Annotated in this window: 13 protein-coding genes; 10 read left to right on the top strand and 3 right to left on the bottom strand. The window is 58.6% G+C overall.

Annotated features, from left to right (window positions below):
- The gene (gene gshA, locus PHX60_RS07570; RefSeq protein WP_300076398.1) at window positions 1-1,530 is read right to left on the bottom strand and encodes a glutamate--cysteine ligase; all 1,530 of its coding nucleotides are present in this window, start codon (window positions 1,528-1,530) and stop codon (window positions 1-3) included.
- Window positions 1,531-1,748: 218 nt separating this feature from the next.
- On the opposite strand from gshA, the gene PHX60_RS07565 reads away from it, so the two are divergent.
- The 8 genes from PHX60_RS07565 to tolA all read left to right on the top strand — a co-directional run bounded on the left by PHX60_RS07565 (window position 1,749) and on the right by tolA (window position 7,378).
- Complete coding sequence (locus PHX60_RS07565; RefSeq protein ID WP_300076397.1) at window positions 1,749-2,054, top strand: 2Fe-2S iron-sulfur cluster-binding protein; 306 nt, start codon at window positions 1,749-1,751, stop codon at window positions 2,052-2,054.
- A gap of 213 nt (window positions 2,055-2,267) precedes the next feature.
- On the top strand, window positions 2,268-3,389 hold the full coding sequence (gene ribBA, locus PHX60_RS07560; RefSeq protein ID WP_300076533.1) for a bifunctional 3,4-dihydroxy-2-butanone-4-phosphate synthase/GTP cyclohydrolase II: 1,122 nt from the start codon (window positions 2,268-2,270) through the stop codon (window positions 3,387-3,389).
- A 5-nt stretch (window positions 3,390-3,394) separates the two neighbouring features.
- Window positions 3,395-3,859 (top strand): 6,7-dimethyl-8-ribityllumazine synthase, encoded by a 465-nt coding sequence (gene ribH, locus PHX60_RS07555; protein WP_300076396.1) that lies wholly within the window; start codon window positions 3,395-3,397, stop codon window positions 3,857-3,859.
- Complete coding sequence (gene nusB / locus PHX60_RS07550) at window positions 3,856-4,422, top strand: transcription antitermination factor NusB (protein WP_300076395.1); 567 nt, start codon at window positions 3,856-3,858, stop codon at window positions 4,420-4,422. Before ribH ends, nusB begins: the two co-directional genes overlap by 4 nt.
- Window positions 4,423-4,450: 28 nt before the next feature.
- Complete coding sequence (gene ybgC, locus PHX60_RS07545) at window positions 4,451-4,891, top strand: tol-pal system-associated acyl-CoA thioesterase (RefSeq protein WP_300076394.1); 441 nt, start codon at window positions 4,451-4,453, stop codon at window positions 4,889-4,891.
- A gap of 86 nt (window positions 4,892-4,977) precedes the next feature.
- Complete coding sequence (gene tolQ, locus PHX60_RS07540; RefSeq protein ID WP_300076393.1) at window positions 4,978-5,682, top strand: protein TolQ; 705 nt, start codon at window positions 4,978-4,980, stop codon at window positions 5,680-5,682.
- Window positions 5,683-5,702: 20 nt separating this feature from the next.
- A complete protein-coding gene (locus PHX60_RS07535) occupies window positions 5,703-6,131 on the top strand; it encodes a biopolymer transporter ExbD (protein WP_300076392.1) in 429 nt (142 codons plus the stop codon).
- Window positions 6,132-6,163: 32 nt separating this feature from the next.
- Entirely contained in the window at window positions 6,164-7,378 is a 1,215-nt protein-coding gene (gene tolA, locus PHX60_RS07530; RefSeq protein WP_300076391.1) for a cell envelope integrity protein TolA, read from the top strand.
- Between the two features lie 109 nt (window positions 7,379-7,487).
- Here tolA and PHX60_RS07525 read toward each other — a convergent pair whose 3' ends face one another.
- Together PHX60_RS07525 and PHX60_RS07520 are read right to left on the bottom strand one after the other, a co-directional pair.
- Window positions 7,488-9,419, bottom strand: a complete 1,932-nt coding sequence (locus tag PHX60_RS07525; RefSeq protein ID WP_300076531.1) for a propionate--CoA ligase — start codon at window positions 9,417-9,419, stop codon at window positions 7,488-7,490.
- 92 nt (window positions 9,420-9,511) lie between these two features.
- Window positions 9,512-10,411 carry a LysR family transcriptional regulator gene (locus tag PHX60_RS07520; protein WP_300076390.1) on the bottom strand — a complete coding sequence of 300 codons (900 nt, stop codon included), beginning with the start codon at window positions 10,409-10,411 and terminating at the stop codon, window positions 9,512-9,514.
- Between the two features lie 129 nt (window positions 10,412-10,540).
- Here PHX60_RS07520 and PHX60_RS07515 point away from each other — a divergent pair, with 129 nt between their 5' ends.
- Both PHX60_RS07515 and PHX60_RS07510 read left to right on the top strand, forming a co-directional pair.
- Complete coding sequence (locus PHX60_RS07515; RefSeq protein WP_300076389.1) at window positions 10,541-12,040, top strand: CoA-acylating methylmalonate-semialdehyde dehydrogenase; 1,500 nt, start codon at window positions 10,541-10,543, stop codon at window positions 12,038-12,040.
- A gap of 86 nt (window positions 12,041-12,126) precedes the next feature.
- Window positions 12,127-13,293 (top strand): acyl-CoA dehydrogenase family protein, encoded by a 1,167-nt coding sequence (locus tag PHX60_RS07510; protein ID WP_300076388.1) that lies wholly within the window; start codon window positions 12,127-12,129, stop codon window positions 13,291-13,293.
- Window positions 13,294-13,317: the final 24 nt, after the last annotated feature.

Below are 13,317 nucleotides of genomic sequence, written 5' to 3'. Positions count from 1 at the left end.
TCAACCCAATTCGCTCGGGTCTATATAGCGTTGGCGCCAATCCTCAAACGGCAGCGTGTCTGCGGCTTCCAGCGCTTTTTTTTCTGCCAGCGATTGTGCGGCCAAAGCCTCAAAATACGCCTGTTGGGCTGCACTCCAAGGCAATGCCAGCACCGCATCACGCGCTTGTATCGACTGTTGCAGGGCAAAAGCGCTAAAGCTGTGGCCTGCTGCTTGGGCCATCGCATGCAATACCCGTGCCGAGGGGGTGTGTGCGGGTTGCTGGAATTGTTGGCGTGCCGCTGCCAATGACGCGCTGTAATCTTGTGTGCCGTGGGCGGCATCCAATGCCTCGGCCACCGGGCTGCACTCGGCCAAAATCTCTGCCGCCCAATCGCGCAAAGCCACCGGTTGGCCCATGCGCTCCAACTGCAAGCCCGGCTCCCGGCCTTGCTCGGCGGCGCGGTGTTGGTTGCGCTTGAGTTGTTCGATTTCGTCGGGGGTATCGGGCGGGCTGTCGGTCAGTAGGCAGTGCAGTAAGAAGATGTCTAAAAAGCGCATGGTCTGTGCGGCAATGCCCACGGGTTCAAACGGGTCTAAATCCATCAAGCGCACTTCGACATACTCCACGCCGCGCTCGCGCAGGGCGTGCAAGGGGCGCTCGCCGCTATGCACGGTGCGCTTGGGCCGGATGGTGCCGTAAAACTCGTTTTCAATCTGCAACAAGCTGGTGCCCAGTTGGTTGTAATCGCCACCGGGGTTGCGGATACCCACGGCCTCGTAAGCGGGGTAAGGTTGCGTCAGGGCTTCGTGCAGGCTATTGGCATAGCCCTCTAAGCCGTTGTAACTCACTGCCAACGAGGCTTGGGCATCGCTTTGGTAGCCCAGCCGCCCCATACGCAACGAGGTAGCGTAAGGCAGGTACAAAGATTGTCCACTCTCGCCCAAGGTTTGCAAACGGTGTTCGCGCCCTTCTACAAAGCACGGACACACGGCGGGCGAAGCACCAAACAGGTACAGCAGCACAAACGCATGGCGGCGAAAATTGCGAATCAGTGCAAAATATTCTTCACTGCCCACGCCCGGCAACGACCAGTTGTAGTGCAAGCCAGAGATGGTTTGCATCCGGCGGCCATAGCGGTGCCCCAGCCCCATGCGATAAACGCTTTTAGCCCGCCCCACGTTAGAGCTGCCAAAGCGCGCCAACGGAATGGTTTCGTCGGTGGGCAGCCCGCAGGGCATACTCGATACCCAGAGCATTTCTTGGCTTTCGGCCTGCAAAGTACGCAGCACAAATTGGTGGATGTGCGTCAGCTCGTCCAAGCAATCTTGCACCCCTTGGTGCGCCCCGGTAATCAATTCAATTTGCGATTCGCTGTAATCGGTAGTGATGTGGGGGTGCGTCAGGGTGGCCCCCAGCGCCAGCGGATGGGGGGTCAGGGCCAAGCTGCCGGTGGGCAAGACGCGCAAGCCTTCTTTTTCTATGCCCCGACGAATGCCTGTTAAACGGGCCGCAAATTGCTGGGCGATACGTTGTTGTAAGGTACTCATAGATGTTGGAATTTTTTTTGAAAACGGGGTCGAACTTAGCACGTCTAGGCCAACACCCCGTGAATGCCATGTCGATAAGCCTACACTGTGCGCTTGCCTAGGGTTATCCCTTAAATTTTGGGACAACACTGTGGATAACTCTGTAAAACGCTGCCAAATACCAGCTAAGTGGTTGATATACCAAGGCCACTGACAAATTGCCTAATTTTTAATCACTCATGAACTCCAGCACTGCACCCGCCATCAGCCCTTTTTTTATTGCCCGCACCGCCCCCGACGGCCAGCAATGTGATGCTTGGCCCGAGCAGCCCTTGCTAGTCTCGCTAGAGCAAGGCGGCATAGACTGGCCCAGTTCCTGCCGCAATGGCAGCTGCCGCACTTGCATCGGACAGTTGGCCGAGGGCCAAGTGCGTTACAGCATCGACTGGCCCGGTCTCACCCCCGAGGAGCGCGCCAGCGGCTGTGTGCTGCCCTGCGTGGCGCATCCCGTTTCGGATGTGGTGTTAGAAATGTCAAGCATCTAAGCCATCCAGCCACCTTGAGCGCGCAAAAGCTTTTCAGGCAGCGCTAAAATGGCTTCTTTTTGGACCAGCCTGTGCCAACAGGGTTGGCCCGCTTTGCAGCGGCGCTGCAACGTGTGTTCTTTGGGGTGTTTGCGGGCCAACAGCGCCCAATGCCAGCACCGGGGGCCTGCGTTGCGCCCCAAGCTACGGCCTAGCAACGAAAGCCTCCTCCTCATGAACACCCCCCTCAGCCCCGTACCTATCTCGCCGGTACAAGACATCGTGGCCGAAATGCGCGCCGGACGCATGGTCATTTTGGTGGACGAAGAAGACCGCGAAAATGAAGGTGATTTGGTGCTGGCCGCCGACCATGTCACCCCGGAAGCCATCAACTTTATGGCCCGTTTTGGGCGGGGTCTGATTTGCCTGACCCTGACGCGCGAGCGCTGCGAGTTTCTCAAGCTGCCCCCGATGGCGGCGCGCAACGGCACCGTGTATAGCACCGCTTTTACCGTGTCGATTGAAGCGGCAGAAGGCGTGACCACCGGCATTTCTGCTGCCGACCGCGCCCGCACCGTGCAGGTGGCGGTGGCCAAAACCAGCCAGCCCACTGATTTGGTGCAGCCCGGCCACATCTTCCCGCTGCAAGCCGTGGATGGCGGTGTGCTGATGCGCGCAGGCCATACCGAAGCTGGTTGCGATTTGGCCGCTATGGCTGATTGCAGCCCCAGCGCCGTGATTTGCGAAATCATGAAAGACGATGGCACGATGGCCCGTCTGCCCGATTTGCAATTGTTTGCCGCTGAGCATGGCCTGAAAATTGGCACGATTGCCGATTTGATTCAATACCGTAGCCGCCACGAGTCGCTGGTAGAAAAAATTGGTACGCGCACCCTGCAAACGGCCTTTGGCGAATTTACCGCCCACGCCTACCGCGACCAGCCCAGCCAAGCCGTGCATTTGGCTTTGGTCAAGGGCGCATGGGCCTCCGACGATGTGGTGCCAGTGCGCGTACACGAGCCGCTGTCGGTGTTAGATGCCTTGGAGGTCAACCGCTCCATGCACTCGTGGGGGTTAGACACCAGCTTGGCCTATTTGCATCAGCAGGGCAAGGGCGTGGCCGTGTTGCTCAACTGTGGCGAAAGCGCCAACCAGCTGCTGGCCCAATTTGAAGGCACAGCGCGCTCGGCCCAAGCGCCAGAGCGTGGACGCATGGATTTGCGTACCTACGGCATTGGAGCGCAAATTTTGCGCGAATGTGGTGTCCACAAAATGAAACTCATGGGCCAGCCACGGCGCTTGCCCAGCATGACCGGCTATGGTCTCGAAATTACCGGCTACATCCCCAAGGAATAAACAACATGCTCCACGCAGACAAAGGCAGCGCTCCGCGCTTAGACGGCAGCAAGCTGCACATTGGCATTGTGCAAGCGCGTTTTAACGAAGGCATTACCAACGCCTTGGCGGCGGCCTGCCATGCCGAATTGCTGGCGCTGGGGGTGGCACCAGAAAATATCACCCAGGTGTCGGTGCCCGGTGCCTTAGAAGTGCCTCTGGCCTTGCAAGCCTTGGCCGACCGGGAAGAATTTGATGCCCTGATTGCCTTGGGCTGCATTATCCGGGGTGAAACCTACCATTTTGAACTGGTGGCCAACGAGTCCGGCGCGGGCGTGACCCGTGTGTCGCAAGATTACCACCTGCCGATTGCCAACGCCATCCTCACCACCGAAAACCTAGAGCAGGCGATTGCACGCCAAACCGAAAAAGGCAGCGATGCCGCGCGCGTGGCGGTAGAAATGGCCTGCCTGTTGGAGGCATTGGCATGAGCGACGCTCCCCCTAAAACCACGCCACGTCCCGCACGCGCTGCACGTCCAGCCCCCGGTGCGCGCAAAACCACCTCTAAATCGGGCCGCAGCCGGGCGCGCGAGTTTGCTTTGCAAGCGCTGTACCAACATTTGGTAGGCGGCAATGCTGCCGAGGCCATTGACAGCTTTACGCGCGATTTGTCGGGTTTTCACAAGGCCGATGCCGCCCATTACAGCGCCTTGCTGCACGGCAGTATTACCACTGCTGCTGATTTGGATGCCTTGATTAGCCCACTGCTCGACCGCAAGCTGGCCGACATCTCGCCGATTGAACACGCCGTGATGTGGATTGGTGCTTACGAGTTCCAACACTGCAACGATGTGCCTTGGCGCGTGGTGATTAACGAGTGCATCGAGTTGGCGAAAGAGTTTGGCGGCACCGATGGCCACAAATACGTCAACGGCGTACTCAGTGGTTTGGCGCCGCAACTGCGCGCCGCCGAAGTCGCCGCAGACAGCGCCGCAGGCCACATACGCAGCAAAAACGCGGCCGTGGCCCCAGCACCGAGCGCAGAAGCCTGACACGGGCAACCCGGCACCTTGGCATCTCATGGCTACCACATTTCAGTTGCCTATTCGCATCTATTGGGAAGACACCGATGCCGGGGGCATTGTCTTTCATGCCAACTACCTGAAGTTTTTTGAACGTGCGCGCACCGAATGGCTACGCAGTTTGGGCCTTGAGCAACAGACTTTGCGCGTGCAAATCGGTGGCCTGTTTGTCGTAAGCGAGATGCAACTGCGCTATCTGGCCCCGGCGCGGCTCGATGATGCCTTGGTGGTTACGGCCCAACTGCAAGCAGCCGGGCGTGCCTCTCTAACCCTGTTGCAAGAAGCCTTTTTGCGTGGCAGCACGCCCGATGCGTCTGCCCAACTGCTCAGTGCTGCCACGGTGCGTATTGGCTGGGTTGATGCCCAAACAATGCGCCCCACCAGAATCCCCGGCCCCCTTCTGGAAAAAATTTCACCATGTTTCAATCCACACCCCTAGCGGGGCGACTTTGGAAAAGGTTACCCCTTTCCCAAACGAATTCTATCCCCCTGAAGGGGGAGGTTTCAAACCGGAGCTAGTTTCTGATGAACTCCCAAGATATGTCCATCCTCAATCTGGTGCTTCATGCCAGTTGGGTGGTGCAATTGGTCATGCTGCTGCTGTTGACGGTGTCGGTGGCCAGTTGGGCGGCCATCTTTCGCAAGTTGTTTGCCTTAAAACGGGTCAAAACGCTGAACGAAGATTTTGAGCGCGATTTTTGGTCGGGCACCAGCCTGAACGATTTGTACGCCAGCGCGGCGCAAAATGCCAAAAATGGCGGCCCGATGGAGCGCATTTTTGCCAGCGGAATGCGCGAGTTCCAAAAACTGCGCGAGCGCCGCATTACAGACCCCGGCGTGCTACTCGATGGAGCGCGCCGTGCCATGCGTGCCAGCTTTCAGCGCGAGATGGATGTGGTCGAATCGAGCCTATCGTTTTTGGGGTCGGTGGCCTCGGTGTCGCCTTATGTGGGGCTGTTTGGCACGGTGTGGGGCATCATGCACGCCTTTACTGGCTTTGCGGGGATGGAGCAAGTGACGCTGGCTACCGTGGCGCCGGGCATTGCCGAGGCACTGGTGGCTACGGCACTGGGCCTGTTTGCCGCGATTCCGGCGGTGGTGGCCTACAACCGTTTTGCCCACAATTGCGACCGGGTAGGCAACCAATTAGAAACCTTTATCGAGGAGTTTTCTAACATCTTGCAGCGCAATTTAGGGGCGCAGCCCGTGTCTTCGGCTTCGGGCCATTAAATCAGCCAAGGAAACACGCTATGCCTGCCATTGCTTCACGCGGACGTGGCCGCCGCACCATGAACGAAATCAATATGGTGCCGTTCATTGATGTGATGCTGGTGCTGCTCATCATTTTTATGGTAACTGCCCCCATGCTAACCCCCGGTATGGTGGATGTGCCTACCGTGGGCAAGGCCAATAAGCAGCCGGTCAAGTTTGCCACCGTGGTGGTGGGCAAAGAGGGTTTATTGCAACTCTCCACCGATGGCAACACCCGCAGTGTGACCGAAAAAGAAGCTGCCGCTGCCGCCTTAGCGTGGCAACAAAGCCAACCGGAAGGCAGCGCCGCCGTCATCATCGCGGCCGAAAAAACCGTCTCCTACGAAGCAGTGGTCAAGGCCATGAGTGCCTTGCAAAAAGCCGGGGTACAGCGCGTGGGGCTGTCGGTTAAACAAGGTGGTGGCTAAACGCCGCCACGCCATTGCCTACGCACGCTACCATGCCTATGCACCATCCTGAGCGTGAGCAGTTTGCCCCGCCAAAGCCACCGGGGCGCTTGCGCGCCATTGCCTTGGCGGTGCTGGCGCACGGCGTGTTGGTAGCTGCCCTGACGTGGGGCGTGAGTTGGAAAGCCAGCGAAGAAGACAGCGGCTCGGTGCAGGCGGAATTGTGGGCGGCCTTGCCCCAGCAAGCTGCTCCGGCGTTGCCGCCACCTCCGCCACAGCCTCCAACCCCCACAGAGGTACCACCAGCCCCTGCGCCTTTGCCTCCAGCACCGCCTCCCCCAGCGCCTAGCTTGCCCCCGCCGCCGCCACCCCGTGCCGCTGTGGCCGATAGCCGCGAGGCCGACATCGCCATTGAACGCGAGAAAAAGCGCCTAGAAAAAGAAAAGAAAGAACAAGAGCAGCAACGCCAATTAGAGCGTGAACGCGAGCGCGAAAAAGAACGCGAGAAAGAAAAAGCCAAAGAACGCGAGAAAGAGCGCAAAGAAGCTGAGCGTGAACGCCAAGAGCGCCTAGAAAAAGAGAAGAAAGAGCGCCTGCAAAAAGAGAAAGAGAAAGAGAAAGAAAGAGAAAAAGAAAAAGACAAGGTAGAACAAGAAGCTAAGGAAAAAGCACAAAAAGCGGCGCGCGAGAAAGAACGTAAAGAAAAAGAAGCGGCTGAACGCCAAGCGCGCGAAAAAGAACAGGCCAAAGAACGCGAGCAAGAGCGGCGCGAACAAGAAAAACAAAAACAAGCCGAAGAAAAGAAACGCCAAGCCCAAGAGCAGGCACAGGCCAAAGCCGCTGAAGCCCGTCGGCAAGAAAACCTGCGCCGTATGCAAGCCTTGGCCGGGGCCAGCGGTGGCGACGATGCCCAAGGCAACGCCCAACGCAGTGGTGGCCCCAACACCGGCGGCAGTGGCAGTGGTGGCCGGGGGGGCAACAGCAGCGGTATCGGTGGCCCTTCGGCCAGCTATGGCGGCAAGGTGGCGGCCAAGGTCAAGCCCAATATTGTTTATCCGGACGATGTGGCGGGCAACCCGCGCGCCGTGGTCGAGGTGCGCGCCGCCCCCGATGGCACCATTGTGGCCAGCAAACTCATCCAATCCAGCGGCGACAAGGCTTGGGACACCGCCGTATTGCGCGCACTGCAAAAAACAGAAAGCCTACCGCGCGACATTGATGGCCGGGTACCACCCACGCTAGAAATTGGCTTCCGGCCCAAAGACTAAATCAAAAACCAAATAAAAAAGCCGCAATCCCTTCTACACAAAAGGTATTGCGGCTGCTTGCTGGTTCGGCCCATTGCAATCGGTGGCAATAGGCCGAACACAACAACGATTAAGAACCGACCAAATCGCGCACTTGTTGCAGTACGGCGGGGTCTTCCATGGTGGTCAAATCGCCCGGATCGCGTTTTTCAGCCACGGCTTGCAGGGCACGGCGCAACAGTTTGCCACTGCGGGTTTTGGGCAGCAAGCCCACCAAATAAACACGCGAAGGTCGGGCTACTGCGCCCAAGTTGTGGTCGACCAATTGCATGATCTCGGTTTCCAGCGCTTTGCGTGCTGCATCATCGCCCAAACTGCTGGCATCGCGTGGCACGGCAAAGGCCAAAGCCACTTGGCCCTTGAGGTTGTCGGCCACGCCCACCACGGCCACTTCGGCCACGTTGGAATGCGAAGCAATGCACTCTTCAATCTCGCGCGTGCCCAAGCGGTGGCCAGCGACGTTAATCACGTCATCGGTGCGGCCCAAAATGAAGTGGTAGCCATCGGCATCGCGGATGCCCCAGTCAAAGGTGCTGTAAATCAGGCGGCCCGGAATGCTCTTCCAGTAGGTGTTGACGAAACGGTCGTCGTCGCGCCAAACGGTTTGCATACAGCCGGGGGGCAGGGGGCCTTCAATCGCCACCACGCCTTTTTGGTTCGGGCTGGTGAGTTCTTCACCCGTGGATTCATCAATCAGCTTGACGTTGTAGCCATAGACCGCCTTGCCGGGGCTGCCAAAGCGGGTCACTTGCTGCTCGACGCCATTGCACAGCGAGAGAATTGGCCAGCCGGTTTCGGTTTGCCAGTAGTTGTCAATGATGGGCACATTGAGCGAGCTGCTAATCCACTGCGCGGTAGGCTCATCCAGCGGTTCACCCGCCAGCCACAGCGCTTTGAGGCTAGAGACATCGTATTTGGCCAGATAAGCTGGGTCTTGCTTTTTCAGTACGCGCACGGCGGTGGGGGCCGAGAACATGTGCGTGACTTTGTATTTTTCGACAATGCTCCACCAGATGCCCGCGTCGGGGCGGGTGGGCAGACCTTCGTACATGATGGTGGCCATGCCCGCAATCAGGGGGCCATAAATGATGTAGCTGTGGCCCACCACCCAGCCGATATCGCTGGTGGCAAAGAAGGTTTGACCGGCTTCGGCACCAAAAATGTGCTTCATGCTGGCGGCCAGTGCGACGGTGTAGCCGCCGGTATCGCGTTGTACGCCCTTGGGCTTGCCGGTAGTGCCGCTGGTATAGAGGGTGTAGCTAGGCTCGGTGGAGTCCAACCATTCGCAAGGGACTTGGGTGTTCAGGTGCTGCGCGCGCAGGCTGGCCCAGTCTTGGTCGCGGCCTTCTACCCAATCCATTGGCGATAAACCCCGGTTGACCATCAACACGGCAGGGGGTTTGTGGCTAGACAGGCTAATGGCTTCGTCCAGCAGGGGCTTGTAGGGCACCACTTTGCCACCGCGCGAACCGGCATCGGCACTGACCACCGCCGCAGGTTGGGCATCTTCAATGCGCGAAGCCAAAGAGCCAGCGGCAAAACCACCAAACACCACCGAATGCAGGGCACCGATACGCACGCAGGCCAGCATGGCAAAGGCGGCTTCGGCAATCATGGGCATGTAAATCAGGACGCGGTCGCCTTTTTTCACACCCAAGGCTTGCAGGCTGGCGGCCATGCGTTGCACTTCTTGGTGCAGTTCGGCAAAGCTGTAACTGCGCTCGGTGTTGGTTTCGGTAGAAATAGCGACCAATGCGGCTTGATCGGCGCGGGTGGCCAAATGGCGGTCCACCGCGTTGTGGCAAAGATTGGTGGTGCCGCCAACAAACCAACGCGCAAAGGGCGGGTTGCTGTAATCGCAAATTTGCTGGGGTGGCGTTTGCCAGTCAATCAGGCGAGCCTGCTCGGCCCAGAAGGTGTCCCGTTCGGTAATGGAGTGTTGGTGAAAGTCGGCGTAGCTGGTCATGCAATGTCTCCGAGGGGCGCGCACAGGTAGTGCAATTTTGAATTCATAATTATCGTTCTTCTGTGCTTGCGGGAAGCTGACGTGGCTTGCCCGTGGAAACCATGATTCCCGAGTAAAAAAACAGGGATTTAAGGCGAGGTGGCTGGCTGCAACAGGGTTTGGCGCTCCTTCACGATTTCACGCAAAAATCCCCAGACCGCTTGAATCCGTGCCAAATGTTTGCACTCGGCGGGCATACTCATCCAGAAAGTGCGGGTAAAGCGGGCCTCTTCGGGCAACACGCGCATCAACAAGGGGTCGCGGTCAGCCAAAAACGCAGGCAGCACTGCCAAGCCAGCCCCAGCCCGTACCGCCTCGTGCTGGGCGGTGATGCTGGTACTGCGAAAAGCAAAGCGCTCGGGTTGGTGCAAAGCATCCAAAAATTGCAGTTCTTTGGTAAACAGCAAATCATCGACATAACTGACAAAGGCATGGTGGCGCAAATCTTCGCGCTGGGTCACTAGCGGACGGCGCGCCAAATACTCGCGCTGGCCATACAGGTGCAGCACATAGTCGGCCAGCTTGGTGACAATCACTGGCCCGCGCCGGGGGCGCTCTAAGGAAATCACAATATCCGCCTCGCGCCGCGACAATTGCACCATGCGCGGCAGCGCCAGCAAGTCTATCGACAATTGCGGATGGTGCTGTGTCAGTCGGGCCAGTTGCGGGGCCAAAATCAGCGTACCAAAGCCTTCGGTCGCCCCAACACGCACCAAGCCCGCCGGGCCGCTGCCACTGCTGGGGGCAATGCGCTCCACCCCCAACACGGCGGCTTCCATCGCCTCGACGGCTGGCAACAATTGCCGCCCCAGCTCCGTCAGGCGCTGGCCGCCAGCTTCGCGGGCAAACAGCGCCGCCCCCATTTGTTTTTCTAAGGCTTGGATGTGCCGGGCTACCGTGGTGTGGTCCACCCCCAAATGCCGCGCCGCCCCTACCAAAGTGCCTGCACGCGCCAGTTGCAGAAAGTGGCGCAGGTGGTTCCAGTCCATAGGAGATTAATGTGTAAATCGTGCATTTTTGCAGATTCATTGCGCGTAATTGCCTATTGTGTGAGTAAAAGCGCACAGCTACCATGCAAGTCTTCGGGCGTATAGACCCATTTTCAGGAGACTTCATCCATGACTGCACCTTCCGTCAAACTGCTGATCAACGGCCAATTTGTCGAATCCCAGACCACCCAATGGCGTGATGTGGTCAATCCGGCCACGCAACAAGTGTTGGCCCGCGTGCCTTTTGCTACGCCCGCAGAAATTGACGCTGCTGTTGCTGCTGCCAAGGAAGCCTTCAAAACTTGGAAAAAAACCCCGATTGGTGCCCGCGCCCGCATCTTCCTGAAGTTGCAACAGCTCATCCGCGAAAACATGGGTGAACTGGCCGCCCTGCTCACCGCAGAACAAGGCAAGACCCTGCCCGATGCCGAAGGCGATGTGTTCCGTGGCTTGGAAGTGGTAGAACACGCCGCCAGCATTGGCAACCTGCAACTGGGCGAGCTGGCCAACAACGTGGCCAGTGGTGTCGATACCTACACCCTCCTGCAACCGCTGGGCGTGTGCGCTGGCATTACCCCGTTCAACTTCCCAGCCATGATTCCGTTGTGGATGTTTCCGATGGCGATTGCCACTGGCAACACCTTTGTGCTCAAGCCCTCCGAGCAAGACCCGCTGGTGACGATGCGTTTGGTCGAGTTGGCGTTGGAAGCTGGTATTCCTGCCGGCGTACTCAACGTGATTCACGGTGGCGAAGATGCCGTGAACGCCATTTGTGACCATCCAGACATCAAAGCGGTGTCGTTTGTCGGCTCCACCAAAGTCGGCACGCACGTCTATAACCGCGCCACACTGGCAGGCAAGCGCGCACAGTGCATGATGGGTGCCAAGAACCACGCCATCGTGCTGCCTGATGCCAACAAAGAACAAACCCTGAACGCGATTGCCGGAGCCTCCTTTGGTGCGGCCGGTCAACGCTGCATGGCCTTGCCGGTGGTAATTATGGTGGGCGAGGCCCAGCAATGGGTGCCCGATTTGGTGGCCAAGGCGCAAACCCTCAAGGTCAGTGGCGGCACGGAAAAGGGTACGGATGTCGGCCCGGTTATTTCGCGTGGTGCTTTGGCCCGCATTGAGGGCTTGATTGAGCGCGGCGTGGCCGATGGCGCAACGCTAGAACTCGATGGCCGCAAGCCCACCGTGCCCGGTTATGAAGAGGGCAACTTTGTTGGCCCGACCATCTTCTCGGGCGTGCAGCCCGGCATGGCAATTTACGACCAAGAAATTTTTGGCCCCGTGTTGAGCTTGGTAGCCGCCAAAGACTTGGACGAAGCCATCGAATTCATCAATGCCAACCCCAACGGCAACGGTACCGCCATCTTCACCCAATCGGGTGCGGCAGCACGCAAGTTCCAAGAAGAAATCGACGTCGGCCAAGTGGGTATCAACGTGCCGGTACCGGTACCGGTGCCGCTGTTCTCGTTCACGGGTTCGCGCGCTTCTAAGCTGGGCGATTTAGGCCCCTATGGCAAGCAGGTCATTATGTTCTACACCCAAACCAAGACCGTCACGGCGCGCTGGTTTGACGACAGCACGGCCGGTCAAGGTGTCAACACCACCATCAGCCTGAAGTAAGCAGGCCCACGGGGCAGCGCGCAGCCAGTCTGCCGCTGCCTCTACCCTGTTGCAACCTCCCAGAACCCTGCTGGAGACCCTTGTCTATGGATTTTGAGCTGACCGAAGATCAACGGGCTTTCGCGCAAACCGCGCGTGATTTTGCCCAAGCCGAATTGGCCCCCCATGCGGCCCATTGGGATGCTGAAGGCATTTTCCCGCGTGAGGCCATCGCCAAGGCGGGCGAGTTGGGCTTTTGTGGCCTCTATGCCCCCGAGAATGCAGGTGGCTTGGCGCTGCCCCGACTCGATGCCACAATGGTGTTTGAAGAACTGGCGGCGGTAGACCCCTCCACCACTGCTTTCATCACCATCCACAACATGGCGACGTGGATGCTGGGCACTTGGGCCACCGATGCCGTGCGTGCCACTTGGGGCGAAGCACTCACCACCGGCCAAAAATTGGCCAGCTATTGCCTGACCGAACCCGGTGCTGGCTCCGATGCTGGTTCTATCAAAACCCGCGCTCAACGCACCGATGCTGGCTATGTGATTAACGGTGCCAAGGCGTTTATTTCGGGTGCTGGCAGCACCGAAGTGCTGATTTTGATGGCACGCACCGGCAGCACCGAAGATGGGGCTAAAGGGATTTCTGCCTTTGTCGTGCCAGCCGATACTCCCGGCATCAGCTACGGCAAGAAAGAAGAAAAAATGGGCTGGAACAGCCAACCCACGCGCACCATCAGCTTTGACAACGTTTGCATTCCGCACGACCACCTGCTCGGCCAAGAAGGCGAGGGCTTCAAAATCGCCATGAAGGGCTTGGATGGTGGCCGCATCAACATTGCCACCTGCTCGGTCGGGGCGGCCCAAGGTGCCTTGACACAGGCGCAAGCCTATATGCAAGAGCGCAAGCAGTTTGGCAAACCGCTGGCCAGTTTTCAAGCCTTGCAGTTCAAGCTGGCCGATATGGCGACTGAGCTGGTGGCCGCGCGGCAAATGGTGCGCTTGGCCGCCAGCAAATTGGATGCTGCCGCCCCCGATGCCAGCACCTACTGCGCGATGGCCAAGCGTTTTGCCACCGACGCAGGCTTTAGCGTTTGCAACGAGGCACTGCAACTGCACGGCGGTTATGGCTACATCCGCGAATACCCGCTAGAGCGCCTGCTGCGCGATGCCCGCGTACACCAGATTCTGGAAGGCACGAACGAAATTATGCGCGTCATTATTGGCCGCCGTATGTTGGACGCCGATGCCCCGGATGTTATCCGCTGACCCTCATTCACCCCATAAAACATA

The sequence above is a fragment of the Giesbergeria sp. genome (genome assembly GCF_028686475.1).
Lineage (GTDB): Bacteria > Pseudomonadota > Gammaproteobacteria > Burkholderiales > Burkholderiaceae_C > Simplicispira.
The sequence above is the reverse complement of the archived record's forward strand: the minus strand, read 5'-3'. Positions and strand labels throughout refer to the sequence as shown.

What these genes read in the sequence shown, in the direction of transcription:
- PHX60_RS07510 (WP_300076388.1), top strand. Translation starts at nt 12,127, where the DNA reads ATGGATTTTGAGCTGACCGAAGATCAACGGGCTTTCGCGCAAACCGCG.
- PHX60_RS07520 (WP_300076390.1), bottom strand. Translation starts at nt 10,411, where the DNA reads ATGGACTGGAACCACCTGCGCCACTTTCTGCAACTGGCGCGTGCAGGC.
- ybgC (WP_300076394.1), top strand. Translation starts at nt 4,451, where the DNA reads ATGGCTACCACATTTCAGTTGCCTATTCGCATCTATTGGGAAGACACC.
- PHX60_RS07515 (WP_300076389.1), top strand. Translation starts at nt 10,541, where the DNA reads ATGACTGCACCTTCCGTCAAACTGCTGATCAACGGCCAATTTGTCGAA.
- gshA (WP_300076398.1), bottom strand. Translation starts at nt 1,530, where the DNA reads ATGAGTACCTTACAACAACGTATCGCCCAGCAATTTGCGGCCCGTTTA.
- tolQ (WP_300076393.1), top strand. Translation starts at nt 4,978, where the DNA reads ATGAACTCCCAAGATATGTCCATCCTCAATCTGGTGCTTCATGCCAGT.
- ribBA (WP_300076533.1), top strand. Translation starts at nt 2,268, where the DNA reads ATGAACACCCCCCTCAGCCCCGTACCTATCTCGCCGGTACAAGACATC.
- ribH (WP_300076396.1), top strand. Translation starts at nt 3,395, where the DNA reads ATGCTCCACGCAGACAAAGGCAGCGCTCCGCGCTTAGACGGCAGCAAG.
- PHX60_RS07535 (WP_300076392.1), top strand. Translation starts at nt 5,703, where the DNA reads ATGCCTGCCATTGCTTCACGCGGACGTGGCCGCCGCACCATGAACGAA.
- nusB (WP_300076395.1), top strand. Translation starts at nt 3,856, where the DNA reads ATGAGCGACGCTCCCCCTAAAACCACGCCACGTCCCGCACGCGCTGCA.
- PHX60_RS07565 (WP_300076397.1), top strand. Translation starts at nt 1,749, where the DNA reads ATGAACTCCAGCACTGCACCCGCCATCAGCCCTTTTTTTATTGCCCGC.
- tolA (WP_300076391.1), top strand. Translation starts at nt 6,164, where the DNA reads ATGCCTATGCACCATCCTGAGCGTGAGCAGTTTGCCCCGCCAAAGCCA.